This is a genomic window from Pseudomonas sp. BS3782 TE3695 (assembly GCF_050435305.1).
Classification (GTDB): domain Bacteria; phylum Pseudomonadota; class Gammaproteobacteria; order Pseudomonadales; family Pseudomonadaceae; genus Aquipseudomonas.
The window spans coordinates 1,038,777-1,062,734 of the sequence record NZ_JBNDKB010000001.1; the positions used below are offsets into that span (position 1 = coordinate 1,038,777).

Consider the following 23,958-nt stretch of genomic DNA (forward strand, 5'->3'; position numbering starts at 1 on the left):
CAAGCCCGCTCCCACAGGGGGTCTCAATCTGGCTGGGCGATTTGGAAACTCGCCCCTGACGCCGGCTCACGCCGAATCATCCGCTTCATCTTCCACTCAAACGCTAGCGTCAGGCTCACCGCCGCACATGCCAGCCCCAGCGCCAGACCCCACCAGACCCCCGTCGGCCCCCAGTTCAAATGGAAGGCCATCCACCAGGCGGCCGGTGCGCCGATCAGCCAATAGCAACCCAAACCCACCCAAAACGTCGTCTTGGCATCCTTGAGCCCGCGGATGCAGCCCATGGCGATGGTTTGTGTGCCGTCGAACAGCTCGAACCACGCCGCCACCGCCAACAGGCTCACGGCCAGGTTGATGACTTCGCGGAACGCCGGATCATTGTGGTCCAGGAACAAGCCGATCAACTGATGCGGCAGCAGCCAGAAGACCATCGCGAAGCCGAGCATTGCCGCCGCACCAAAGGCGATCCCGACCCGTCCGGCCAGCCGCGCATCGAGCAATTGCCCGGCGCCGTAATGTTGGCCGATGCGCATGGTGATCGCATAGGAAAGCCCCGCCGGAATCATGAACGCCACCGAGACGATTTGCAGGGCGATCTGGTGCGCCGCCAGTTGCGTACTGCCCATGGTGCCCATGCACAGCGCGGCGAAGGCAAAGAGGCCGACTTCCACCGCATAGGTGCCACCAATCGGCAGGCCCAGGCGCCACAATTCCTTCAAGTACTGACGGTTGGGGCGCGACAGCCCCGGGAGCAATGGATACGCGTCGTAGGCCGGATGTCGACGAATATGCAGTGCGAGCGCCAGCGCCATGAGGTTGGCAACGATCGCCGTGACCAGACCGATGCCCACCAGACCCATTTTCGGTAGGCCGAACATGCCAGTGATCAACGCATAGTTGAGCAGGAAGTTGGCCACGGTGCCGGCGAGGCTGATGACCATCACCGGTGTCGCCCGGCCGATGGCGCTGGTGAAACCACGCAGCGCCATGAAGCTCAGGTAGCCGGGCAGGGCGAACGGCAGGATCAACAGAAATTGGCCGGCAGCCTGGACGTTGGTTTCGGTCTGGCCGAACAGCAGCAACACCGGTTTGAGGTTCCACAACAGCAAACCCGCCACCAGCGCCATCAACCAGGCCAGCCACAACCCGGCCTGGGTCAGCCGCGCCGCGCCGATGATATCGCCGGCGCCCTGACGGATCGCCACGAGGGTGCCGACGGCGGCGATCACGCCGATGCAGAAAATCGATACAAACGAATACGTCGCCGCGCCCAGGCCGCCGCCGGCCAGTGCTTCGGGGCTCAGGCGCGCCATCATCAACGTGTCGGTGAGGACCATCAACATGTGCGCCAACTGCGAGGCAATCAACGGCCCCGCCAGCCGCAGGATGGCCCAGAGTTCACTACGCGCTGGATGCTGCATGATCATCACGCTCGATTGTCAGAGAGAACAGGAAACGTCGATTCTCGGCGCTCTGCGGGGTTTGCACAAAGGGATAAAAAGGATGGGTGGCATGATTAAAACTCATGCGGGGGAGTTTCTGATAAGTTGATGCATCGCGCTAAAGGAGCCTGCCTGATGTCCCGTCGTCTTCCTCCCTTGTATGCCCTTCGAGCATTCGAAGCGGCGGCGCGGCATAGCTCGTTTACCCGCGCCGCCGAAGAACTGTCGATCACCCAAAGTGCGGTCAGTCGGCACATTCGTACACTCGAAGAGCATTTCGCCTGTCGGCTGTTTCATCGCAGCGGGCGCAACCTGCAACTGACCGAATCGGCGCGGCTGATCCTGCCCGGCATTCGCGAAGGTTTCACCGCCCTCGAGCGGGCCTGCAATACCTTGCGTGCCGAGGACGACATTCTGCGCATGAAAGCCCCATCGACCCTGACCATGCGCTGGCTGTTGGCGCGGCTCAGCCGTTTTCGGCACCTGCGACCGGGGAACGAGGTGCAATTGACCAGCGCCTGGATGGACATCGATACGGTGGACTTCAACCATGAGCCCTTCGACTGCGCCGTCATCCTCAGCAACGGGCATTTTCCACCGGACTGGGAGGCGACTTTCCTGTTCCCCGAAGAGCTGATTCCGGTGGGTGCGCCGAATCTTCTGAAGGATCAACCGTGGGACGTTGCGCGCCTGGCCAGTACCGAGTTGCTGCACCCGACGCCAGACCGCCGTGACTGGCGCAACTGGCTGGAGCGCATGGGCCTGACCGATCAAGTCTCGCTCAAGGGTGGGCAGGTGTTCGATACGCTGGAGTTGGGCATGATTGCCGCCGCCCGAGGTTACGGCGTGTCCATGGGCGATTTGCTGATGGTGGCGGAGGATGTCGCACAGGGACGTCTGAGTTTGCCGTGGCCGACGGCCGTCGCCAGTGGTGAGAATTATTACCTGGTCTGGCCGAAAACCCGCCCCGGCGGCGAACGTTTGCGTCGCCTCAGCGATTTCCTGCAAGGCGAGGTCCGGGCCATGGAATTACCGGATGTCGAACGTCTGGGCTGAATCGATGGAGCCGCCGCAATGGCGGCCTTGAGCCATATCCCCGTTAATTACTCAAGTATTCAGCTTTGCCGCCGAAAATCTGCTGATAGGACCTTCGTGCAGGTTCCATGTTTTCCCACAATCAGAAATTTTGCCGAGTGTGCGATGGGATCAGAATGATCCGGCCACTGGGTCAGGAGCTGTCATGTCTCAACCTCGTGCTCGGATTGCCTCACAGCTGGGTCTTGCGCTTGCCGTGATTCTGGCGATTGCCATCAGTGGCAGTACCGTGTTCGCCCTGCGCTCGCTGGACACCGCGAACCTCGCCACCCGCGAAGAGCATCTGGCCAGTGAGGCCCGCCTGCTTGCCGATCAGTTGAGCACCTTTCACGGCACTTTGCGTGAAAGCACCCAGCGCCTGGCCGGCCTGTTCGAGAAGCGCTTCAGCGCCGGTTTGAGCGTGCATCCGGATGAGCCGGTGAACGTGGCGGGTGTGCAGACCCCGGGTCTGCACTTGGGCAGTGAAGTGTTGAACAACAACTTCGCGGAAGTCGACGAGTTCAAGCAGATGACCGCTGGTGTCGCGACCGTGTTCGTGCGCAGTGGTGAGGAGTTCATTCGGGTCAGCACGAATGTCACCAAACAAGATGGCAGCCGAGCCATTGGCACGCTGCTCGACCATGCGAACCCGGCTTACGCCCGTTTGATGGCGGGGCAGAGCTATGTGGGTCGAGCGTTGCTGTTCGAACGCTTCTACATGTCGCAGTACACCCCCGTACGCGACGGCAATGGCAAGATCATTGCCGTGCTGTACGTAGGATTCGATTACACCGACGCGCAGAACGCACAGTTCTCCAACCTCAAACGCTTCCGCATCGGCCAGACCGGTTCCCTGGCGTTGCTGGATGAACAAGGCAAATGGCTGGTGCCGATTGCCGGTGTACAGGCGCTGGATCAGGCGGTCTCGAGCATCGTCGGTCTGGCCAAGACACCGGGCAAAGGCGACTTCTGGAACGACACGTCGCAAGATTTTTACAGTGTTGCCGTGCCATTCGACGGTGGGCCGTGGTCGGTGGTGGCGAGCATGCCTAAAAGTGAAATCCGCGCCGTGACCTGGAGCGTGGGTATTCAACTGGCGATCGGCAGCCTGCTGGCGATGTTGCTGGCAGTCGGTTCGGCGGTCTGGTTGCTGCGCAGCAAACTGGCGCCACTGGGTGATCTGGTGCGTCAAGCCGAAGCCTTGGGTGCCGGTGATTTGAGTGTTCGCCTGAACGTGTCGAGCAATGACGAAATCGGCCAACTGGCCCGCGCCTTCAACCAGATGAGCCAGGCCCTGTCGACCATGGTCGAGCACATCCGTAAGGCCTCGGGCGAGGTCAACAGCCGTGCCCAGGCGTTGTCCGGTTTGTCCGGTGGCGCCTATGAAGGGATGGAGCAGCAGTCCGGCGAAATCACCAGCATGGCCGGCGCCGTAGAAGAATTCAGCGCCACCTCGCTGAACATTGCCGACAACATGGGCAACACCCAGCGTCTGGCGCAGGAAAACGCACAGCAAACCCAGATCGGTCGTACGTCGATGGACGAAGCGTCTTCTTCCCTGGAGCAAATCGCCGGTGCATTGAACAGCACCGCGACGGTGATCAATACCTTGGGGCAACGCTCCCAGGAAATCGGCGGCATTGTCGGGGTGATTACCGCGATCGCCGAGCAAACCAACTTGCTGGCGCTCAACGCCGCCATCGAAGCCGCCCGCGCCGGTGAGCAGGGCCGCGGATTCGCGGTGGTGGCCGATGAGGTGCGCAACCTGGCCTCACGTACGCGCCAGGCCACAGACGAAATTTCCGGGATGATCCAAAGCATCCAGCAGGAAACCGGCAACGCCATCAGCACCATGGAGCAGGGCAATGTGCTGATGCAGGAAGGCCTGTCGCGCAACGCCAACGTCGCCTCGGCGCTGGCACGGATCGATGAGCAAAGCCGCTCGGCCGGTGAGCAATTCGCCGCCATCACTACCGCGACCCAGGAACAAAGCAGCACCGCGACCTTGCTCAGCAGCAATCTGCAAAGCATCGCTTTAGCGAACAGTGAACAGCGCGAAGTGGTATCCAACTTGGCTGTGACGGCCAAAGAGCTGGAGAAGCTGGCGGCGGACTTGCGGCATGAGGTTGACCGGTTTCGTTGAGTCGCCTCTGAAATTGCTTTCGCGAGCAAGCCCGCTCCCACAGTAGATCTGCGGTGAACACACTATGTGTGAACACCCGAGATCAAATGTGGGAGCGGGCTTGCTCGCGAAGGGATCGACCTCAAATCAAGGATTTGTCCAAAATCTGCGAATCAATTCCTCTCTAGTCGTCTTCCTTGGCATTTAGCACCAGTGTCTCGATTTTTATGCTTGCTGAAACGTTTCTTCAAGTCTATAAAATTGGCACAACTCCAAGAAAGGCTGCTGCCATGACCCCGCTCAAACTCTTCGTTGCCCTCAGCGCACTGTCCGCTGCATCCCAAGCCTTGGCCTGGGATTACGTCCTGCTCGACACTGACAAAGCCGCCCAGAACTGGCAAATCACCAGCCAGCAACTCGGTGTAAAAACCGACAAACCCTTCAGTGTGACCCTGCGCACTTTGCATGGCGGTCGGCAGGAGGGGGTCAGCATCGTCGACATCGATAACGGCACGATGAAACTCTCGGTGGTGCCGACTCGTGGCATGAACGTCCTGCAGGCCTCGGTCGGCGATGTGCGCATGGGCTGGGATTCACCGGTCAAGGAAGTGGTCAATCCATCCTTCATCGAACTCAACGGCCGCGGTGGCCTGGGCTGGCTGGAAGGTTTCAACGAACTGGTCACCCGCTGCGGCTACGAATGGGTCGGCCACCCCGGCATCGACAATGGTGAGCTGCTGACCCTGCACGGTCGCGCCGCCAACATTCCTGCGAACAAAGTCACCCTGCACATCGATGAAAAACCGCCGTACGCCATCACCCTGCGCGGCGAGCTGAAAGAGCAGGCGTTCAAGAAAGTCGACTTCTCCGTCGCGACCGAACTGGTCACCGAACCCGGCAGCGTAGCGTTCGCCCTCAACGACACCCTGACCAACAACGGCGACTATCCGAAGGAATACCAGGCGCTGTATCACAGCAACTTCAGCACCCCGTTCCTGGAGCAGGGCGCCCGCTTCGCCGCGCCGGTGAAACAGGTATCGCCGTTCAACGACAAGGCCAAGGGCGATCTGCCGGACTGGCAAACCTACCGCGCACCGACCAAGGACTACGACGAAACGGTTTACAACGTGGTGCCGTATGCCGATGCCAAGGGCGATACGTTGACCGTGCTGCATAACAAGGCCGGCAGCCTGGGGGTTTCGGTCGGCTTCAATACTCAAACACTGCCCGTGTTCTCCCTGTGGAAAAACACCGATACCCAAGGCCAGGGCTATGTCACGGGGCTGGAGCCGGGGACGAGTTTTTCCTACAACCGCCGGTATCAACGGCCACTGAACCTGGTGCCGACGATTGGGCCGAAGGAACAGAAGCAATTCCGGATCAGCTACAGCTTGTTGGCAGATAAGGTAGCTGTGGATAAGGCGTTGAAGCGGGTGAGCGAGATTCAGGGTGGGCGGGAGACTGAGGTGCGGCAGACGCCGTTGGTTGATCTGACCAAGGGGTGATGCCGGCTAGAGTGTTGTCGGCCGATACTGCAGCGCTTCGGCCAAGTGTTCGCGGGTGATGCCATCGACTTGCTCAAGGTCCGCCAAGGTGCGAGCAACCTTGAGCAATCGATGAGCCGCTCGCAGTGACAAGGTCAGCCGTTCACAAGCCGTTTCCAGCCAGGTTTCGTCAACTGTGGATAACTTGCAGTGTTTGCGCAGGCCCGGCAAATCAAGGAATGCATTGGCACAGCCCTGGCGTTTTTGTTGGCGTTCTCGCGCATCGGCCACCAACGCGGCGGCGGTGGCAGTGTCGTCACCGGGCTTCAACGCAGGATTCAACGCCGTGGCTTCGCGAGCGACTGTCAGGTGCAGGTCGATGCGGTCCAGCAGTGGCCCCGAGAGTTTGTTGCGGTAACGCTGGACCATGTCCGGTGTACAACTGCATTTACCACTGGGCTCGCCAAGATATCCACAGGGGCAAGGATTCATCGCCGCGACCAGTTGAAAGCGTGCCGGGAAGCGTACGCGGTCCTTGGCGCGGGAAATCACGATGTGGCCGGATTCCAGTGGTTCCCTCAGCACCTCCAATACCTTGCGATCAAATTCCGGAAGCTCATCGAGGAACAACACGCCATGGTGGGCGAGGGTGATTTCGCCGGGTTGCGGTTTTGAGCCGCCGCCTACCAGCGCCGGGCCTGACGCGGAGTGGTGCGGCTGTCGGAAGGGGCGCTGTGGCCAATGACTCAACGGCACACAACTGGCGACGGATTGAATCGCCGCGACTTCCAGCGCCTCACTCTCGGCCAATGGTGGTAACAGCCCCGGCAGACGACTCGCCAACAACGTTTTCCCCGTCCCCGGCGGTCCGCTGAACAGCAGGTTATGAGCCCCTGCCGCCGCAATCAGCAACGCGCGCTTGGCCGCGAGTTGCCCCTGCACTTCATTCAAATCGGGGTAGGGTTTGCTGGCGTAGAGCAAACCATTGGAAGCGTAGGGGGGGGATGGGCGTGTGGCCATTGAAATGCGCGACCGCTTCAAGCAGATGATCCACCGCAATCACCTTCAACCCAGAAGCCAGGCACGCCTCCTCGGCATTCGCCCGCGGCACCACCAACGTGCGCCCGGCCTTGCGCGCTGCCAGCGCTGCCGGCAACACCCCACGAACTGCCCGCACTGCGCCCGACAGTGCCAGCTCTCCCAGGCACTCCACGTCATCCAGCGTCAATGTCGGCACTTGCACGCTGGCCGAGAGAATTCCCAAGGCAATCGCCAGATCGAATCGCCCGCCGTCCTTTGGCAGATCGGCGGGAGCGAGATTCAAGGTGATGCGCCGTGCCGGAAATTGCAGGCCGGAATTGATGATCGCGCTGCGCACCCGGTCTTTGCTTTCCTTCACCGCCGCCTCGGGCAGCCCGACCATGGTCAGCGACGGCAAGCCGTTGGCCAGGTGCACTTCTACGGTGACGGCGGGAGCTTCTACGCCGACCTGGGCGCGGCTGTGGACGATGGAGAGGGACATGGTCGTTCCTTGAGCTGACGAGGACCGCTTCCTGCGGTTTTTTGAAGGGTAGTTGGCGGAGGAAGTTCTGGTGGGGTGGTTTAGGCGACAAACTTTCACTGGATGTTGCAAGTACGAAGCAGGCCAATCGCGAGGCACAAAAAAACCGCGACTCGGGCGGTTTCTTCGGGGGCCTAATCAGGCTCGTGCACCTGCAAGCAAGCCATCAGGTTCAAGTTCTTTGCCATACGTTGCTGCGACTTTAAAAAAGCGACGCTGACTGGCAGAAACGTTTCCGGCCAAGCGGAGCGCCTCGGCATGATACTCAGCGATCATTAAGGGCTTCGCTTTTTGCTTTTTGGGTTTCATAGACACCTCGCGTGCCTGGATGAGTGGATTGATCTTATTGGTCGTCTAGCGAAAAGACAAGGCGGTTGGTTTTGTCAAAAATGAATCCAAGTTTTTGATAATAGGAAATGGCACCCGGGTCGGGTTCTTGTACTTCGATCTCATTGCAGCCCAGCATCCGCGCATAAAGTTCCGTAGCCAGCAATGCAATTGGAGCGATCCAGCCTCGTAAAGCGGGGGTGTTTCTTGTATGTCCCTGCAATAGCACAATTTTTATGCAGATAGTGCTTTCACGCGGAGTCGCATAGCACAAGCCACAGAGCTCTTCTTCATACCAGATAGCCAGATCCAGCCCCCTTGCATCCTTACGCTTCCAGTCCGGAATGCATTCCCACGGGTACAGGGTTACTGCTTCCCACAGATGACAGGAGTTGATTGCAGCCGCGGTGATCGGATCGAGCCTGAGTGCTGAGACGTCGATTTCTGCGGCACGAATGTCAGGATCATCGGACATGGCTTCGTAAGTGAGATTTCGAGCATCAGACTTGAATATCTGATTGCGGAGTTCTGTGCCTTTTCCTTTTCTTCTCATCGCTTTTGTACTGTTGAGATCGAGGCGAAGAAGGTAACGGACGCAGGCGTGGTCACGTAATCAGGCGCAGGAGCTGGCTACTGTAGGACCGTACTTAGATGAATGAAGGACGTCAGAAGCGCAACAGGTGGAATTGGGTATGGTTGTGGAAAATGACTACGTCTGGCGTGCAGCAAACGTAGTCCGTAGGCGGTGCAAATTGGTGTTAAAACGATTGCAACATCCGCGAAGCTCGCTTCCACCAAGGAGCATTGACCGTACGTTTTGACTCATCCTGAAGAGGCAGCACGTATGGAACATCCTGCAACCGAATCCACGGCTGGTTATTCCAGTGCAGCAAACTCAACGACATCTGCGGCCAATTCAGCAGGCTCAGTATCGGGCGTTCGGTTGAGGTGGGTTGTTGGGCGTCTCTGAGGGCTGGCACTACGTCGTGGGTCAGCCATTCGCGCAGGCTTCGGTATTCGGGGCAGTAGTGGTAGATCAGTAACGCGTAGACGCCGGATTCGCTGATCAGCAGAGTGTTTTCGATGGCTCCGTGGATGAGCATTTGTACGGTTTGGTGTTGGTCGGGATCGAGTTTGCGTAGCGCTCGTTCGTCGAGGAAGAGGCGGAGTAGGCGGCCGAGGTCTCTGGCGCTGAACCAGGGTTGGTTTTCCAGGAGGAGGGCGTGGAGGTGGAGTTTGTGGCGGGTGAAGACGTGGGGAATCAGATAAGCGTCATCGCTATTCATTGATACAGCTCCTTTTGCAAAGGGGCTGCCGTCAATCGTCGCCAAACGATTGGGTGGCAGCTGTACGCGGGTTGGCGAACCGGAGCAAAAGGAACCCGGCAGACCCGAAGATCTCCCACGCACAACCGCCATGACTCGATGTGGCGGGAATAAGTCCGCCATCGGATGGTCGTCGTGCGCCTTAAGCTTCCGGGTCGCCAAACCCAGTGCTGAACATTCAGCATTGAGTGAGCTTAGGAACCGGGGCTATGCGGCGCAATCGGACGGCGGTGGTTTTCTTGTAGGACGTTGCCGGGGTTATTGAGGGCTTAAAGATCAAAAGATCGCAGCCTTCGGCAGCTCCTACAGGGGTGGTCTGTCCAGTGTGGATGGCTGGTAGACCGAGGCGACCCCATTCGAGCAAGCCCGCTCCCACAGGGGATCGCATTTCACAGAGGGGTTGATGCGTTACTCAACAGATGGATTGAGCTTCGCTTCCAGCTCCGCCACTTTCGCCTCGAGGCTCTCCAACCGTGCGCGGGTGCGTGCCAGTACGACCATCTGGCTATCGAATTCTTCCCGGCTCACCAGATCCAGCTTGCTGAAGCCGCTTTGCAACAAAGCCTTGAACTGGCTTTCGATTTCGCTTTTTGGCAGTGGGGTGTCGCCGCTGAAGAGGCGGGAGGCGGTGCCGCTCAGGGCGTCGAGGAAGTCTTTGGGCGCGAGCATGGGAAATGTCCTGTCAACAATGGCGGGCAGTGTACCACGCAGTGTCTATAGTCAATCTCGGCAGCTGCGATGCACGCTTTTCGCGCAGTCGACTGGGCAGCCGCGCACTGTTGTTGTGCGTAACGGTTGCCTTAATCGGGCGGAAAGCTCTTGGGCAGCGGCCAAGACATTGAAATCAATGGGTTTTGGATAGATGGCAAGCTTTCTGCTTAGTCGCTGGTGACCCATGCACTGATGCAGTCGCTGTGACGAATGCAGTGCGCCAAGCGGAACGGGGGAAGTTTCGTGCGGAGTGGTTCGCTGGCGTCGGACGGGCAGGTAAGGCCGACGATGCGTTACAAAGCCAGGCACTGCGCTTAGACTTGAGTCGGGTTTGTTTTCCTGGGGCAAGTCCACCAAATCGGGAGAGAGTTTTCATGAAGCTAGTCACTGCCATCATCAAGCCGTTCAAACTGGACGACGTGCGCGAGTCGCTGTCCGAAATCGGCGTGCAGGGCATTACCGTTACTGAGGTCAAAGGCTTCGGTCGGCAGAAGGGTCACACCGAGCTGTATCGCGGCGCGGAGTACGTGGTCGATTTCCTGCCTAAGGTGAAGATCGATGTCGCCATTGACGACAAGGATCTGGACCGGGTTATCGAGGCGATAACCAAGGCCGCCAACACCGGCAAGATCGGTGACGGCAAGATCTTCGTGGTCAATCTGGAACAGGCGATTCGCATCCGTACCGGCGAAACCGATACCGACGCAATCTAAGCCGCCACAAACCCAACGCCCCAGGAGAAAACAATATGACTCTGCGTAAAATCGCAGGGCTAGGAGCCCTGTTGTCCCTCGTAATGCCCGGCCTGGCCATGGCGGCAGACGAAGTGGCGGCCCCAGTCCTCAATTCCGGCGATACCGCCTGGATGATGACCTCGACAGCCCTCGTGCTGTTCATGACCATTCCCGGCCTCGCGCTGTTCTACGGCGGCATGGTTCGCTCGAAAAACATTCTTTCCGTGATGATGCAGTGCTTCGCCATTACCGGTTTGATCAGCATTCTGTGGGTCATTTATGGCTACAGCATTGCGTTCGACACCACCGGCATGGAGCAGGGCGTCGTCAACTTCAACTCGTTCTTCGGTGGCATGGGCAAGGCGTTCCTCGCCGGTGTCACGCCTTCGAGTCTGACCGGCCCCGCGGCGCTATTCCCCGAGGCGGTCTTCATTACCTTCCAGATGACTTTCGCTATCATCACCCCCGCGTTGATCGTCGGTGCGTTCGCCGAGCGGATGAAGTTCTCCGCCATGCTGATTTTCATGGGCATCTGGTTCACCCTGGTTTACGCACCGATCGCGCACATGGTCTGGTCCGGTAACGGCGGCCTGATGTGGGACTGGGGCGTTCTCGACTTCGCCGGCGGCACCGTGGTGCACATCAACGCCGGCGTGGCCGGTCTGATTGCCTGCCTGGTGCTGGGCAAGCGTAAAGGTTTCCCGACCACTCCGATGGCCCCGCACAACCTCGGCTATACCCTGATGGGCGCCGCGATGCTGTGGGTTGGCTGGTTCGGCTTCAACGCCGGTTCCGCTGCCGCCGCCAACGGCACTGCCGGCATGGCGATGCTGGTCACCCAGATCGCCACCGCTGCTGCGGCGCTGGGCTGGATGTTTGCCGAATGGGTCACTCACGGCAAACCAAGCGCACTGGGTATCGCTTCGGGTGTGGTGGCCGGTCTGGTTGCAATCACTCCGGCGGCCGGCACCGTGGGCCCGATGGGCGCTCTGGTGATCGGTCTGGCGGCGGGCGTGGTGTGTTTCTTCTGCGCCACCACCCTGAAACGCAAACTCGGTTATGACGACTCCCTGGATGCCTTCGGCGTGCACGGCGTCGGCGGTATTCTCGGCGCAATCCTGACGGGTGTGTTCGCGGCACCTACCCTTGGTGGCTTCGGCACCGTGACCGACATCGCTGCTCAAGTCTGGATTCAGTGCAAAGGCGTGGGCTTCACGGTGATCTACACCGCGATCGTCACGTTCATCATCCTGAAGGTCCTGGACGCCGTCATGGGGCTGCGTATCACCGAGGAAGAAGAAGCGGTCGGCATCGATCTGGCGCTTCACAACGAACGCGGCTACAACTTGTAAGCACGCGCATGAAAAATTTGCCCGGCTTGCCGGGCATTTTTTTGTCCGGAATTTGTCAGTGAAGGAAGGGCTGAAAGGTTTTTTCATACACGTTCAGTCCCGTTTGCGACGGGCGTTTTTCTGCGGCCAATGGCTTACACGATTGAAGGAATATTAGGGCCTTTGTTTTTTTCCAGAGCGCGCTAGAATGCGCCCCGAACGTGCGGAGAACAGTATGTGGCAACAGACTCTGATCACCTTGCGAGCACGGCCCCGAGGCTTTCATCTGGTAACGGATGAATTACTCGCCGGCTTGCCTGAACTCAAGGCGTGTCGTGTCGGTCTGTTGCATTTGTGGCTACAGCATACCTCGGCGTCGTTGACCATCAACGAGAACGCCGATCCGGCGGTACGTCGCGACTTCGAACGATTTTTCAATCGTCTGATCCCACAAGGAATAGACGGCTATGAGCATAACGACGAAGGCCTGGACGACCTCCCGGCGCACTTCAAGGCCAGCGTACTTGGCTGTCAGCTCAGTTTGCCGATCTCGGCAGGCCGACTGGCGTTGGGGACCTGGCAAGGTGTTTATCTGGGCGAGCACCGTGATCACGGCGGTGCCCGTAAAGTCCTCGCCACCGTGCACGGTGAAGGGGCATGAAAACCGCTGGTCACAAGTGGTGGTTGATTTTTTTCCGGCAGCCGTCGACAGACAGCAAAGCTGGGCTATAACTAATTTGCTTTTCGCAAGTCATGAGGTAGAACATGAGCGACGATGATCTGGAAAACGACGACCTCGAAGTAGGCGACGAAGACGAAACCGAAGAAGGCCTTGAAGCGGCGGTAGAAGACGTCGCTGAAGATGACGGCGGTGATACGCCCGTTCCGACTGCCAAAGGCAAAGCCAAGGCTGCGGTATCGGTCGATGAGCTGCCGAGCGTCGAAGCCAAGAACAAGGAACGCGATGCCCTGGCCAAGGCCATGGAAGAGTTTCTTGCACGGGGCGGCAAGGTGCAGGAAGTGGAGGCGAATGTGGTCGCCGATCCTCCCAAGAAGCCTGATAACAAGTACGGCAGCCGGCCTATCTAAGCGCCTGCTTCTTGCTTGCTGAAAAAGCCCGCCGTCGCTGCGGGCTTTTTCATGGGTGAAACAAACGAATAGTATCGCGGGTAGGCGCGACTATTTTTATCCTGAAAGAAGAGTATTAATATCGTCAGCTGTGGTTCGCTCAACCAATTCGAATAGGTCTGTAATTAAGAATTTGCGTTTTTCCGGTCGTAGGGGATTTGTAAAGTTCGCCGCTATTCCTAATATCGATTTGACGGGATTTTAGAAAAGTCGCCTCTCGAATTTCCAGAGAACTACGGTAAAGCCATGGTATTTTTCGTGCCTCACCCTTTGCTATACCTGTTGGTGAATAAAATGTGCCTACTGTGCCTTCGTAAGCTTTAATCGGTACTTCAAATTTCTTATGTAGATATTGCGCCAGCGATCTGTCTCCTCCTTCTGCGGAATGACAGATCATCAGATGCACCTCACTATAATCTTGTACAGCTATACCTTTTCTTTTCAATCGGCTAACGACATCTCTTGGTTCTAGAATTCTGTTTTTACTCAGTAAATGCCCACCCTCTCTACCATGTCCATTAATAACCAAGCTTTTACCCCCCCGCTAGTAGTGGCTCATCGGCAGCATAAATTCCCCCAGAAACTCTCTTGATATTTTGATATCTAGATATGCCTTCTACAGCGCCGCCAGTAAAATCTAAAGAAACAGATAGTTGAGGCTTGCTGGGCAAATTTCCAAATGTTGAGACTAAAAATCTCCTAAACGGACTAAGGAAGTGACCCGTCGGGTCGGAAAAATTAACTGGATCGCACTCACAATAGGCATAGCTGTTAATTCCGCCTTTCCCAAATGGGCTCCAGCTATCTGGGCTATTAAAGCGCATTAATACTGGGTTAAACGCCCTGTATCCATTTCCCAACAAATAATGACCAGTAATTGGGTCGATCCGCTCACCATTGAATCCCAGCAGAGTTGGCGGGTCGCACTTTTTCGATGTATGGCCGTATGCTGTATAGGAAGCAGGTTGGTTTGTGTTGGCGCTCACTGTCTGCAGCACTGAACGTTGGAAATCATTAACTAATAAAGTGTTCGTGATGACTCCATTGGCATGTCGAGACTGAGCGAGTAGTTGATCCTCAATTTGAAACAAGCAGTTGTGTATTGATCCCTGAAGTTCAGTTGTTAATCGGTTTTTGTTGTAGAAGCGTTGAGTTCTTTGTTCGACTGCGGGAGATGAGGCGATCAACCGATCCAGGGGGTCGTATTTATATTGGCAGAGCACAGCAAGTGAGGGAGTGGACATGAGAAGGCCTCTGCAATAGTTTCGACATACAGGACAGCCTAATTTGGAAGAGAAGGTCTGCCTAGCTAGCAGAAGTGATAGGTTGGCAGCCGGCCTATCTAAGCGCCTGCTTCTTGCTTGCTGAAAAAGCCCGCCGTCGCTGCGGGCTTTTTCATGGGTGAAACAAAATCAAAAGATCGCAGCCTTCGGCAGCTCCTACATTATTGATGGTGTACACCTGTAGGAGCTGCCGAAGGCTGCGATCTTTTCGAGATCACCTCAAAACTAAACTGTATTCCACCGCGCCAACAACCCCGGCAATTCGTTCAGGCTACGAATCTCGGCATCCGGCGCCTTCTCTGCTTCCCACACCTTGCCCGCCGGGTTGAACCAGATTGCCCGTAACCCCGCCTGCTGGGCGCCGGCAATATCATCGCCGGGATGATCGCCAATATGTACCGCTGTTTCGGCAGTCGCGCCGCCCCGCAGCAGCGCTTCATGAAACAGTCGCGCATCGGGCTTGGCGATGCCGATGTCTTCGGCGCACAGGGCAAACTTGAAATAATCTGCCAGCCCCAATCGACGCACATCGGCATTGCCGTTAGTCACCACGCCAAGCGCATAGTGATTGGCCAGAATTTCCAGGGTCGGTTGCACCTCCGGGAAGATCTCCAGCTGATGTCGTGCATGCAGAAACACTTCAAAACCCTGATCGGCCAGGTCGGATGCTTCAGCATGTCCATAACCGGCTTCTTCCAGTGCATGGAACAACACCCGCCGACGCAAGGCACTGATGCGGTGTTTGAGGCTCGGTTCGTTGCTCAGCACCCGTTCGCGAATTGACCACAGATGTTCTACCGGTACTGCGCCAAGGTTCGGCGCCTGCTCGGTCAGCCATACACGCAATACGACTTCGGCGCTGGCGATCACCGGGGCGGTGTCCCACAAGGTGTCATCGAGGTCGAAGGTGATCAATTGGATGGTCATGAATCGTCGCCTTTAATGCGTTTGGCCCGTGGATGGGCGCTGTCGTAGACCGTCGCCAGGTGCTGGAAGTCCAGATGGGTATAGATCTGGGTGGTCTTGATGTCGGAGTGGCCGAGCAGTTCCTGCACCGCCCGCAAGTCTTGAGAGGATTCCAGCAAATGGCTGGCGAAGGAATGTCGCAACATGTGCGGGTGCAGGTTCTGCCCCAGTTCGCGCTCGCCGGCAGCCTTGACCCGCACCTGGATCGCCCGTGGACCGAGGCGCCGGCCTTGCTGGCTGACAAATACTGCGTCGTCCGCCGGGTTGGTCATTGCCCGCAAAGGCAACCATAGCTCCAGCGCTTCGCGAGCTTTTTTGCCCACTGGCAACAGCCGCGTCTTGCTGCCCTTGCCCAGCACTTGAACCATGCCATCAGCCAGGTCCAACTGATCAAGATTGAGCCCGGTCAATTCAGAAAGCCGCAGGCCGGAGGAATAGAACAGTTCCAGAATCGCCTGATCCCGACGCGCGAGAAAATCATCTTCCACCGCGCCCTCAAGCAGTTGCAGCGCGCGGTCGGTGTCGAGGGTTTTCGGCAGGCGACGTTCGCCCTTGGGCGGCGCCAGGCCGTTGGCCGGGTCGTGATCGCACAGACCTTCGCGGTTCAGATAGTGATAAAGCCCGCGCACCGCCGAGAGCAGCCGCGCCAGGCTGCGGGAGGATTGGCCCTGGGCATGCAGGCGCGCGATCAGGCTACGCAGGCGCTGGATGTCCAGCGCGGCCCAGCTGTCGATGTTCTGTTTGGCGCACCAGCCCAGCACTTTGTCGAGGTCGCGGCGGTAGGCATACAGCGTGTGCGGCGACACCTGCCGCTCACTGCGCAGGTGTTCGCAGTAAGCGTCCAGTTGTCGTTCCATGGTTAGCGTACCGAGCGCAAGGAGCTGTTGACCCGTGGCAGCACGCGGCCCATGACTTCGGCGATGTAACTCAAAAACAGCGTACCTACCGAGCTCTTGTAATGCTGCGGATCGCGGCTGGCGATGGCCAGGACGCCGTGGATGCCCTGGTGGCTGATGGCGACGACGGCGGTGGAGCCGATCTGCTTGCGCTGTTCTTCGCCGAACAGGAAGTCCAATTCATGCTCACGCAGGCTGCCGCTGACGCTTTTGTCTTCCGAGAGCAATCCGCCTATCGCCGTTTGGGCCTCGGCATGCGTCACCCACCGGCCCACCGGCATCGGGTTGTCGCCCAGCAGGATCAGGCTGACGAAGGGCACCTGAAAGTCTTGCCGCAGGCTGTCTTCAACGCTGATCACCACATCTTCCAGGCTGGTGGCGTCCATCAGTGCGAGGATCAGGCGGCGGGTCTTGTCGAAGAGTCGATCGTTGTCGCGGGCCACGTCCATCAAGTGCGAGAGGCGATGACGCAACTCGATATTGCGGTCGCGCAGAATCGTCATCTGGCGTTCGACCAGCGAAATGGTGTCGCCGCGCTGGTGCGGAATGCGTAGCGCCGGAAGCAGTTCTTCGTGCTCGATGAAGAAATCCGGATGAGCCTCCAGGTACGCGGCAATCGCCGCCGCCTCAAGGCTTTCGCAAGGAGATTCGTCGGGCTGCAGGGCGGGAACCTGGGGCTTGTCGGTCATGGGTTTCGCTCACTCAAAGACGCACTTGTCCTTCGTATACGCGCACTGCCGGGCCGGTCATCATGACCGGTTGGCCAGGGCCTGCCCATTCAATGGACAGACGCCCGCCGGGCAGGTCGATCAATAGCGGCGAATCCATCCACCCCTGGCTGATCGCGGCCACTGCGGCAGCACAGGCGCCGGTTCCGCACGCCTGGGTTTCCCCGGCCCCGCGTTCCCAGACGCGCAACTGCGCACGGTTCCGGTCGATGACCTGAAGAAAACCGACATTGACCCGTGCCGGGAAGCGCGGGTGATGTTCGATTTTCGGCCCCAGTTCATGCACCGGTGCGTTGTTGATGTCGCTGACCCGCAACACGGCATGGGGGTTGCCCATGGACACCGCGGCCAGTTCGACCATGGTGCCGTCGACGTCGACCTGATAGCTCAGGGCCTGGCTCGGGGCATCAAACGGAATCTCGGCCGGCACCAGGCGCGGGGCGCCCATGTTGACGCAGATCTGGCCATCGTTGCGGATGTCCAGTTCGATAATGCCGCTTTTGGTCTCGACGCGAATCAACCGCTTGGCGGTCAGGCGCTTGTCGAGCACGAAGCGGGCGAAGCAGCGTGCACCGTTGCCGCACTGTTCCACTTCGGAGCCGTCGGCGTTGAAGATCCGATAGCGAAAATCCACGTCCGGGTTGCTCGGCGCTTCGACGATCAGCAACTGGTCGAACCCGATCCCCGTGTGCCGATCGCCCCATTGCTTGGCGTGCTTGGGCAGGATGTGGGCGTGCTGGCTGACCAGGTCGAGGACCATGAAATCATTGCCCAGGCCGTGCATCTTGGTAAAACGCAGCAGCATGGTTTTACTCCGGCAGCAGGCTTTCGCCAGCAAACAACTCGGCTACCGTCTCACGGCGACGCACTTCAAATGCCTGATCACCGTCCACCAACACTTCAGCGGCACGGCCGCGGGTGTTGTAGTTGGAACTCATGACAAACCCATAGGCACCGGCCGAATGCACGGCCAGCAGATCGCCTTCTTCCAGGGCCAACTGACGGTCCTTGGCCAGGAAGTCGCCGGTTTCGCAGATCGGGCCGACGATGTCGTAGGCGCGAGCGGCGCTATTGCGCGGGCGCACGGCGGTGACGTCCATCCAGGCTTGATACAGCGCCGGGCGGATCAGGTCGTTCATGGCCGCGTCGACGATGGCGAAATCTTTGTGTTCGGTGTGCTTGAGGTACTCGACCTGGGTCAGCAGCACACCGGCGTTGGCAACGATGAAACGGCCCGGCTCGAACACCAGCGCCAGGTCACGACCGTCGAGACGCTCGCGCACGGCTTTGATGTAGTCGGCAGCCAATGGCGGCTCTTCATCGCGATAACGCACGCCCAAACCGCCGCCGAGATCGATGTGGCGCAGGTAGATGCCGCAATCGCCGAGGCGGTCGACCAGGCCCAGCAGGCGGTCGAGGGCATCGATGAACGGTGGCAGGGTGGTCAGTTGCGAACCGATGTGGCAATCGACGCCGACCACCTCCAGGTTAGGCAGTTGCGCGGCACGGATGTACACGTCTTCGGCGTCGGCGATGGCGATGCCGAACTTGTTCTCTTTAAGACCAGTGGAAATGTACGGGTGGGTGCCAGCGTCGACATCCGGGTTCACGCGCAGCGAGACCGGCGCGCGAACGCCCAACTCGGCGGCCACTACTTGCAGGCGTTCGAGCTCATCAGTGGACTCGACGTTGAAGCAGTGCACGCCGACTTCCAGCGCACGACGCATGTCATCACGGGTCTTGCCGACACCAGAGAACACGATCTTGTCAGCAGTGCCGCCAGCGGCCAGTACGCGTTCCAGTTCGCCACGGGAAACGATGTCGAAACCGGCGCCCAAACGCGCCAGGACATTCAGTACACCCAGGTTGGAGTTGGCCTTGACCGCAAAGCAGACCAGGTGTGGCACGCCGGCCAGCGCATCGGCGTAAGCCAGGTATTGGGCTTCGATGTGGGCACGGGAGTAGACGTAGGTCGGTGTACCAAAGCGCTCGGCGATGGCGGACAGGGCAACCCCTTCCGCGAACAGCTCACCGTCACGGTAGTTAAAAGCGTCCATAGCGTTCCCTTAGTAGACGTCGTGCTTGTGGGCTTTCGACGGAGTCTGCTGCGACGATTTGGCTTGCTCTGCAGGGTCCTGGTTTTCATCAGGCAGGTACAGCGGGCCTTTTTGACCACAGGCCGATAACAAGCTGACAAAAGCGACGAGCGAAGCGAGCGCAGCAAGGGAAGAGATCAGGCGCTTCATGGCGAAATCCTTGAAAATGCGTTAATTGCGCCGGAGTATACCGGCCACCCGGCAGCTTGCCTATGCGACGCGGCTCCCGTCCGGCGGGGCTTGGCCGGATGCCGGTAAGTTAGGTGCAGTCCATTGTGGGAGCGGGCTTGCTCGCGAATGCGGTCATTCATTCAATATTGATGTCGACTGACACGGCGCTTTCGCGAGCAAGCCCGCTCCCACAGGTGTACCTATATCGGTGCTTGGTCGTTATCCTTTGCAATCACCGGGGCTCGCCCGTATCTTGCGGCGCTTGAGCGTGAGTAGACACTTTTTGAGGTTCCCGCAATGAGTTTGACCGAAGCCCGTTTCCACGACCTGGTCGATGCCACCCAGCAGATGCTGGAGGATATTTTTGACGAGAGTGACCTGGATATCGATCTGGAGAGCTCGGCCGGTGTGCTCACCGTCAAGTTCGAAAACGGCAGCGCGCTGATCTTCAGTCGCCAGGAGCCATTGCGGCAGTTGTGGCTGGCGGCGGTGTCCGGCGGCTTCCACTTCGACTACGACGAAGAGAGCAAACGCTGGATGTGCGACAAGAGCGACGAGCAACTGGGCGAAATGCTTGAACGCATTGTCAAGCAGCAGGCTGACGTCGAACTCGATTTCGAAGGTCTGTGAAATCGTGACCCAGCCGGCACCTGTTCGTCCGCCTAAACCGCTGTATAGCAACGTTAGCCCGGCCGTGCCTTCGCCGTGCAGCGGCGTGTGTCGGCTGGATGAGCAGAAGGTTTGTCTGGGGTGTTTCCGTCATGTCGAAGACATCCGTGAATGGCGCTCGGCGGATGATGAGCGGCGGCGGGTGATTTGTGCGCAGGCTGCACAACGCAAAGTATTGGCTTAAGGGCTTTTGTGGCGAGGGAGCTTGCTCCCGTTCGGCTGCGCAGCAGTCGTGAACTTTTCGGGGCCGCTACGCGCCCCAGCGGGAGCAAGCTCCCTCGCCACAAAGTTATTCGCCAACCCTAAAAAGGGTGTTCGGCGGCCTCACTTGTATATTTATTGAGCTGTGATAGTGTCCAGAGACGCCTCAACCCATCGAGGCTCGTGAAAACCCCGCCTTTTTCTGGCGGGGTTTTGCTTTTTTCGTGCAGAAGAAAGGAGTCTGCCCTGATCATGACCGCACCTTCCATCACCCTTACCCGTCTGGACGTGCAACGTCTGGAGCGCCTGATCGACAGCCTGGATGACACGCTGCCGGGCGTTATCGCGCTGCAAACCGAACTGGATCGCGCCGATACCCTGGTCGGTCACGATGAAGTGCCGGCCGATGTCGTGACCATGAATTCCCGTGTGCATTGCCGTGAAGAGAGCAGCGGCAAGGACTATCACCTGACCCTGGTTTACCCCAAGGATGCCAACGCCGACGAAGGCCGGATTTCCATTCTGGCGCCGGTGGGCAGTGCTTTGCTGGGCTTGAAAGTCGGTCAGCACATCGACTGGCCGGCTCCGGGCGGCAAAACGCTGAAACTGACCCTGCTAGAAGTGGAATCGCAGCCTGCCGAGGGCGGCCACTTTCCGGAATAAACCCCTCAGACCTGCTCGAGCGCCTCGTTCAGTGCGCGTTCCAGGTCGGCCTTGTAGCGCAGATACAACTGGCTTGAACCCTGACCATCACCGAGCAGGCCCGACAGGTCCAGGTCGGTGATGTAGCAGCGATAGCGTTCGGTCTCGCGGCGCTGCTCGACGATTTCCCGGGCGACTACGCTGAACAGTTGGTCGCCATATTCCAGTTCGGAAAATTCCCGCTGATTGCAATACAACGTGACCTGCACCTGTCCTGGTGCGGCCTTGCCGACGATCGCCTGCACGTCATAAAACGGCTTGTTGACCGGCGTTTGCGGTGCCGGCCGGACTTCGACCCGACGCGCCCGTGCGGTACCTGAAGGCAACAATTGGTAATACAAAGTCTCCAGGCTCAGTGGCTGGGCGGCGTCCATCGGTAGCAAGGCATCGCGCCGGTACTGGATCGATTGCAGGAAGCGTTGCAGCGGCACCAACAGGCTTTGCTCGTCGTGATAAGGCAAGCGCTGCTGCCACAGGGCATTGAATTCGTCCAGAACATACACGTCGGCCTGGTGCTCGTGGACCCGGTAGAACACTTGAACGCAATCGGGTTGCCCCATGGGCAGGATCAGCGCCAGGTCGTGGTCTTCCAGTGCCATCGGGTCCAGATGAAACGGGCTGTAGCTCGCCTGTTCTTCGCCGAGGTAATCGAGCAGCGCCGGCAGGGTGGCAAGGGCAATGTGATTGACCTGGCCCGGCACCAGCTCCAGTACGTGGTAATGCTGCTGGACCTGAATCAGGTAACGATGATTGAGTTTGCTCAGCAGCAGGTTCTGCGCGGTATCGAGGATTTCTTCGACCCGCCGGGCAATGAATTGCGCGCGGTTGTGGCAGAAACAACGCACCCGCACCTTGGGCTGTTGTGGCCCGTCCGGCAGGGTGTTGAGGTAATCGCGCAGGCAGTCGAGCAAGGCGTGAGGGCCGTCAAAACGGCTGACCAGCACTTCGTTCCAGCTATTGAGCGTGACCTGATCCAGGGTCAGCACCAGGTTTTCTCGCACGCCGGCGTAACTCAGGGAATCGGTGCGCTCGGTGGTCATCAGGATGTTCAGGTCGCGATGGTGCTTGAGCGGGTCGACGCCTACATTCACCAGAATCAGTACTTCGCTCGGCACACTGGCGCGCAGCAACGGCTCTTCGGCGACAGTGGTCAGGGGCAGGGCGATGCTTTGTTGCAGGCTGCCGAGCAGGTTGAACAGTTCGAACTCGCTCAAATCGCTGGTGCCGGGGTGCAGGGCCAGGCGGGTGCTGCTGTCGATCACGCCGTTGCGGTGGCACCAGGTGAGCAGTTCCAGCAGCTGGCGGCTGCGTTTGATCGGCGCGAAATGTTCCCACTCATGGGCCGTCAGGCTGCCGTTGTACAAACCCCATTGAGTTTGCCCCGGTTCCTTCTTGTTGGGTGCCTGCACCAGCGTCAAGGTGTCTTCGGCCAGATCGGGGGCGATGCCCGGGTTGATGAATTCGACCTTGTCGGCCTTGCGCTCGAAGGCCGCGTACAGCCGCCGCCCCAGTACATTGAGGTCGCGCTTGTTGATCAGGCTGACGGTCTGCTCGTTGCGGGCAAACTGCGTCAGGAAGCGGTAGCTGTAATTCAACTCGCCGACCAAGGCTCGGCGTTCGGCGCTGACCTGGCGGACCTTCCACTGGCTGCGGCTGTCGAGCAAAGCGAGTTGACGCTGATCCCACTGCCATTCGTGGGCCAGGCGTTCGAGCAACGAACGCTGCCAGTTCTGGGTGCGACCGCTGTTGCCGGTGAGTTTGCGGTTGACCTTCAAGTACAGCGCACGGCGCACCAGTTCCAGGCGTTCCGGTTCGCCCCGGGCCGTGAGGTATTCCTCGATGCGCCGGTACACCACGACGTATGGATCCAGTTCATCGAGGTCCAGCTGATTGGCAAACACCGCCTGCTTGAAGCGCAGGCTCAGGCAGTGGACCTTGGGGTGTTCGCTGGCATAGACCTCGGTCAGCAGCAGTTTGAGCACTGATTTGTGCGGGGACTCGATGCCTTTGAACAATTGCCAGAGCCCGGCACCGATGAATTCCCCGGGGGGGATATACGCCAGATGCCCCAGGTCCAGGGTTTCGTCGGCACGAATGAAACGCTTGGATAGCAGCGTATGGGTATAACGGTCGTACGCTGCCTCTTCGTAAACCGGCACCAGCCACCAGATGGGTGTGCGGCCAGCCAGCCAGATCGCGGTGCGGTAGAACTCGTCCAGCAGCAGGTAGTGCTGGGTGGTGCCGCAGTCTTCCGAACTCAGTTGGGTATCGCGCTCACCGAGCACGAAGCGCGCAGGGTCGATCAGGAAGAAATGTGCCTCGGCGCCCTGGCTGGCGGCCCATATCTCGAGTAGCTGGCATTTCTTGCGCAACTCAATGAGCTCGCCTTCGCTCAAGTCCGGCCCGTGACAGACCCACACATCCATATCGCTCTGATCGGCCTGGGCCAAGGTGCCGAGGCTGCCCATCAGAAACAGGCCGTGAATCGGTCGTGGCGGGTTGCTGCCATGGCGTGGTTTGTAGGAAAACGAGCGGGTCAGGCGCTGGGCTTCGGCGAGGGTATTGGCGTCAGGTTCGAAATTCGACAGCCCGGCCGGGGTGCTGCCGGAGACGTAACCCGGCAACAGCGGATGATTGACGTGGAAAAACAGCGGCAGCAAAGTCAGCACCGTTTGCTGGCGGGTCGACAACCCTTCCATCGCACGGGCCATGCGGCCCTCGTTGAGCTTCAGAAAACGGGCGCGCAGCTGGCTGAGAACCTTGCGGTCGATTCCCTCGTCCAGATCGGGGCGGATTTCATGGGTGCGGGTCATGTCAGCTCAATCCGGCTCGCGGGCTCGGATGTGGAGGGCTCGGGATGAGGGGCAGTTTAGCGCCTCGTCCCTGGGACTTTTAAGCTGATTTTGTATTTCTGGCGTCAGGTTTCTATCGCACGGCGACAGCGGGCACCGAAGTGTGTGCCCGCGGAAATCCCGTGACAGAGGTTTCCGTGGGCGATGCGGTGAGG

At 59.0% G+C, this 23,958-nt stretch carries 24 protein-coding genes and 1 pseudogene; 10 read left to right on the forward strand and 15 right to left on the reverse strand.

The window, feature by feature from the left end; genetic code table 11:
• Positions 1-23 precede the first annotated feature (23 nt).
• The gene (locus ABH909_RS04610) at positions 24-1,421 is read right to left on the reverse strand and encodes a NorM family multidrug efflux MATE transporter (RefSeq protein ID WP_429430840.1); all 1,398 of its coding nucleotides are present in this window, start codon (positions 1,419-1,421) and stop codon (positions 24-26) included.
• A 156-nt stretch (positions 1,422-1,577) separates the two neighbouring features.
• Between ABH909_RS04610 and ABH909_RS04615 the strand changes: the two genes are divergently transcribed.
• From ABH909_RS04615 to ABH909_RS04625, 3 genes are all read left to right on the forward strand, one after another.
• On the forward strand, positions 1,578-2,498 hold the full coding sequence (locus ABH909_RS04615; RefSeq protein ID WP_007894759.1) for a LysR substrate-binding domain-containing protein: 921 nt from the start codon (positions 1,578-1,580) through the stop codon (positions 2,496-2,498).
• A gap of 184 nt (positions 2,499-2,682) precedes the next feature.
• On the forward strand, positions 2,683-4,659 hold the full coding sequence (locus ABH909_RS04620; RefSeq protein WP_429430842.1) for a methyl-accepting chemotaxis protein: 1,977 nt from the start codon (positions 2,683-2,685) through the stop codon (positions 4,657-4,659).
• A gap of 269 nt (positions 4,660-4,928) precedes the next feature.
• A complete protein-coding gene (locus ABH909_RS04625; RefSeq protein ID WP_429430844.1) occupies positions 4,929-6,143 on the forward strand; it encodes an aldose 1-epimerase family protein in 1,215 nt (404 codons plus the stop codon).
• A gap of 6 nt (positions 6,144-6,149) precedes the next feature.
• Here ABH909_RS04625 and ABH909_RS04630 read toward each other — a convergent pair.
• The 5 genes and pseudogenes from ABH909_RS04630 to ABH909_RS04650 all read right to left on the reverse strand — a co-directional run bounded on the left by ABH909_RS04630 (position 6,150) and on the right by ABH909_RS04650 (position 10,004).
• A pseudogene (locus tag ABH909_RS04630) lies at positions 6,150-7,644 on the reverse strand (YifB family Mg chelatase-like AAA ATPase).
• Positions 7,645-7,821: 177 nt separating this feature from the next.
• Positions 7,822-7,992, reverse strand: a complete 171-nt coding sequence (locus ABH909_RS04635; RefSeq protein ID WP_173860504.1) for a hypothetical protein — start codon at positions 7,990-7,992, stop codon at positions 7,822-7,824.
• 34 nt (positions 7,993-8,026) lie between these two features.
• On the reverse strand, positions 8,027-8,563 hold the full coding sequence (locus tag ABH909_RS04640) for an N-acetyltransferase (protein WP_429430846.1): 537 nt from the start codon (positions 8,561-8,563) through the stop codon (positions 8,027-8,029).
• A gap of 205 nt (positions 8,564-8,768) precedes the next feature.
• Entirely contained in the window at positions 8,769-9,296 is a 528-nt protein-coding gene (locus ABH909_RS04645) for a BRO-N domain-containing protein (protein WP_429430848.1), read from the reverse strand.
• A 447-nt stretch (positions 9,297-9,743) separates the two neighbouring features.
• The gene (locus ABH909_RS04650; protein ID WP_429430850.1) at positions 9,744-10,004 is read right to left on the reverse strand and encodes an accessory factor UbiK family protein; all 261 of its coding nucleotides are present in this window, start codon (positions 10,002-10,004) and stop codon (positions 9,744-9,746) included.
• 416 nt (positions 10,005-10,420) lie between these two features.
• Here ABH909_RS04650 and glnK point away from each other — a divergent pair, with 416 nt between their 5' ends.
• The 4 genes from glnK to sutA all read left to right on the forward strand — a co-directional run bounded on the left by glnK (position 10,421) and on the right by sutA (position 13,200).
• Positions 10,421-10,759, forward strand: a complete 339-nt coding sequence (gene glnK, locus ABH909_RS04655) for a P-II family nitrogen regulator (RefSeq protein ID WP_002555808.1) — start codon at positions 10,421-10,423, stop codon at positions 10,757-10,759.
• A gap of 35 nt (positions 10,760-10,794) precedes the next feature.
• Complete coding sequence (locus ABH909_RS04660) at positions 10,795-12,132, forward strand: ammonium transporter (RefSeq protein ID WP_429430852.1); 1,338 nt, start codon at positions 10,795-10,797, stop codon at positions 12,130-12,132.
• Between the two features lie 214 nt (positions 12,133-12,346).
• Positions 12,347-12,772: a secondary thiamine-phosphate synthase enzyme YjbQ gene (locus ABH909_RS04665; RefSeq protein WP_429430854.1), complete on the forward strand. Its 426-nt coding sequence runs from the start codon at positions 12,347-12,349 to the stop codon at positions 12,770-12,772.
• Between the two features lie 104 nt (positions 12,773-12,876).
• A complete protein-coding gene (gene sutA, locus ABH909_RS04670; RefSeq protein ID WP_427624095.1) occupies positions 12,877-13,200 on the forward strand; it encodes a transcriptional regulator SutA in 324 nt (107 codons plus the stop codon).
• Between the two features lie 139 nt (positions 13,201-13,339).
• On the opposite strand, the gene ABH909_RS04675 is transcribed toward sutA, so the two are convergent.
• From ABH909_RS04675 to lptM, 8 genes are all read right to left on the reverse strand, one after another.
• Positions 13,340-13,768 (reverse strand): hypothetical protein, encoded by a 429-nt coding sequence (locus ABH909_RS04675; RefSeq protein ID WP_429430856.1) that lies wholly within the window; start codon positions 13,766-13,768, stop codon positions 13,340-13,342.
• A gap of 4 nt (positions 13,769-13,772) precedes the next feature.
• Positions 13,773-14,483: an RHS repeat-associated core domain-containing protein gene (locus tag ABH909_RS04680; RefSeq protein ID WP_429430857.1), complete on the reverse strand. Its 711-nt coding sequence runs from the start codon at positions 14,481-14,483 to the stop codon at positions 13,773-13,775.
• A 264-nt stretch (positions 14,484-14,747) separates the two neighbouring features.
• Positions 14,748-15,449, reverse strand: coding sequence for an HAD family hydrolase (locus tag ABH909_RS04685; protein ID WP_429430859.1), 702 nt, complete (start codon positions 15,447-15,449; stop codon positions 14,748-14,750).
• Complete coding sequence (gene xerC, locus ABH909_RS04690) at positions 15,446-16,345, reverse strand: tyrosine recombinase XerC (RefSeq protein WP_429430861.1); 900 nt, start codon at positions 16,343-16,345, stop codon at positions 15,446-15,448. The genes ABH909_RS04685 and xerC overlap by 4 nt, the downstream gene beginning before the upstream one ends.
• A gap of 2 nt (positions 16,346-16,347) precedes the next feature.
• Complete coding sequence (locus ABH909_RS04695; protein ID WP_429430863.1) at positions 16,348-17,073, reverse strand: DUF484 family protein; 726 nt, start codon at positions 17,071-17,073, stop codon at positions 16,348-16,350.
• A 13-nt stretch (positions 17,074-17,086) separates the two neighbouring features.
• Positions 17,087-17,917, reverse strand: a complete 831-nt coding sequence (gene dapF, locus ABH909_RS04700) for a diaminopimelate epimerase (RefSeq protein ID WP_429430865.1) — start codon at positions 17,915-17,917, stop codon at positions 17,087-17,089.
• Between the two features lie 4 nt (positions 17,918-17,921).
• A complete protein-coding gene (gene lysA / locus ABH909_RS04705) occupies positions 17,922-19,169 on the reverse strand; it encodes a diaminopimelate decarboxylase (protein ID WP_429430867.1) in 1,248 nt (415 codons plus the stop codon).
• Positions 19,170-19,178: 9 nt separating this feature from the next.
• Positions 19,179-19,358: an LPS translocon maturation chaperone LptM gene (gene lptM, locus ABH909_RS04710; RefSeq protein WP_063342161.1), complete on the reverse strand. Its 180-nt coding sequence runs from the start codon at positions 19,356-19,358 to the stop codon at positions 19,179-19,181.
• A gap of 318 nt (positions 19,359-19,676) precedes the next feature.
• Here lptM and cyaY point away from each other — a divergent pair, with 318 nt between their 5' ends.
• The 3 genes from cyaY (at position 19,677) to rnk (ending at position 20,912) form a co-directional block, all read left to right on the forward strand.
• A complete protein-coding gene (gene cyaY / locus ABH909_RS04715) occupies positions 19,677-20,009 on the forward strand; it encodes an iron donor protein CyaY (RefSeq protein WP_429430869.1) in 333 nt (110 codons plus the stop codon).
• Between the two features lie 4 nt (positions 20,010-20,013).
• Positions 20,014-20,232: a DUF1289 domain-containing protein gene (locus ABH909_RS04720; RefSeq protein ID WP_253417645.1), complete on the forward strand. Its 219-nt coding sequence runs from the start codon at positions 20,014-20,016 to the stop codon at positions 20,230-20,232.
• Between the two features lie 269 nt (positions 20,233-20,501).
• Positions 20,502-20,912 (forward strand): nucleoside diphosphate kinase regulator, encoded by a 411-nt coding sequence (rnk, locus tag ABH909_RS04725; RefSeq protein ID WP_123500472.1) that lies wholly within the window; start codon positions 20,502-20,504, stop codon positions 20,910-20,912.
• A 5-nt stretch (positions 20,913-20,917) separates the two neighbouring features.
• Here rnk and ABH909_RS04730 read toward each other — a convergent pair whose 3' ends face one another.
• A complete protein-coding gene (locus ABH909_RS04730) occupies positions 20,918-23,764 on the reverse strand; it encodes a class I adenylate cyclase (protein WP_429430871.1) in 2,847 nt (948 codons plus the stop codon).
• Between the last annotated feature and the right edge of the window lie 194 nt (positions 23,765-23,958).

Coding starts and splice junctions, on each gene's coding strand:
- dapF (WP_429430865.1), bottom strand. CDS start 17,917: ATGCTGCTGCGTTTTACCAAGATGCACGGCCTGGGCAATGATTTCATG.
- ABH909_RS04695 (WP_429430863.1), bottom strand. CDS start 17,073: ATGACCGACAAGCCCCAGGTTCCCGCCCTGCAGCCCGACGAATCTCCT.
- ABH909_RS04635 (WP_173860504.1), bottom strand. CDS start 7,992: ATGAAACCCAAAAAGCAAAAAGCGAAGCCCTTAATGATCGCTGAGTAT.
- ABH909_RS04660 (WP_429430852.1), top strand. CDS start 10,795: ATGACTCTGCGTAAAATCGCAGGGCTAGGAGCCCTGTTGTCCCTCGTA.
- rnk (WP_123500472.1), top strand. CDS start 20,502: ATGACCGCACCTTCCATCACCCTTACCCGTCTGGACGTGCAACGTCTG.
- glnK (WP_002555808.1), top strand. CDS start 10,421: ATGAAGCTAGTCACTGCCATCATCAAGCCGTTCAAACTGGACGACGTG.
- ABH909_RS04645 (WP_429430848.1), bottom strand. CDS start 9,296: ATGAATAGCGATGACGCTTATCTGATTCCCCACGTCTTCACCCGCCAC.
- cyaY (WP_429430869.1), top strand. CDS start 19,677: ATGAGTTTGACCGAAGCCCGTTTCCACGACCTGGTCGATGCCACCCAG.
- lptM (WP_063342161.1), bottom strand. CDS start 19,358: ATGAAGCGCCTGATCTCTTCCCTTGCTGCGCTCGCTTCGCTCGTCGCT.
- lysA (WP_429430867.1), bottom strand. CDS start 19,169: ATGGACGCTTTTAACTACCGTGACGGTGAGCTGTTCGCGGAAGGGGTT.
- ABH909_RS04665 (WP_429430854.1), top strand. CDS start 12,347: ATGTGGCAACAGACTCTGATCACCTTGCGAGCACGGCCCCGAGGCTTT.
- ABH909_RS04680 (WP_429430857.1), bottom strand. CDS start 14,483: ATGTCCACTCCCTCACTTGCTGTGCTCTGCCAATATAAATACGACCCC.
- ABH909_RS04610 (WP_429430840.1), bottom strand. CDS start 1,421: ATGCAGCATCCAGCGCGTAGTGAACTCTGGGCCATCCTGCGGCTGGCG.
- xerC (WP_429430861.1), bottom strand. CDS start 16,345: ATGGAACGACAACTGGACGCTTACTGCGAACACCTGCGCAGTGAGCGG.
- ABH909_RS04625 (WP_429430844.1), top strand. CDS start 4,929: ATGACCCCGCTCAAACTCTTCGTTGCCCTCAGCGCACTGTCCGCTGCA.
- ABH909_RS04685 (WP_429430859.1), bottom strand. CDS start 15,449: ATGACCATCCAATTGATCACCTTCGACCTCGATGACACCTTGTGGGAC.
- ABH909_RS04620 (WP_429430842.1), top strand. CDS start 2,683: ATGTCTCAACCTCGTGCTCGGATTGCCTCACAGCTGGGTCTTGCGCTT.
- ABH909_RS04650 (WP_429430850.1), bottom strand. CDS start 10,004: ATGCTCGCGCCCAAAGACTTCCTCGACGCCCTGAGCGGCACCGCCTCC.
- ABH909_RS04615 (WP_007894759.1), top strand. CDS start 1,578: ATGTCCCGTCGTCTTCCTCCCTTGTATGCCCTTCGAGCATTCGAAGCG.
- ABH909_RS04730 (WP_429430871.1), bottom strand. CDS start 23,764: ATGACCCGCACCCATGAAATCCGCCCCGATCTGGACGAGGGAATCGAC.
- sutA (WP_427624095.1), top strand. CDS start 12,877: ATGAGCGACGATGATCTGGAAAACGACGACCTCGAAGTAGGCGACGAA.
- ABH909_RS04640 (WP_429430846.1), bottom strand. CDS start 8,563: ATGAGAAGAAAAGGAAAAGGCACAGAACTCCGCAATCAGATATTCAAG.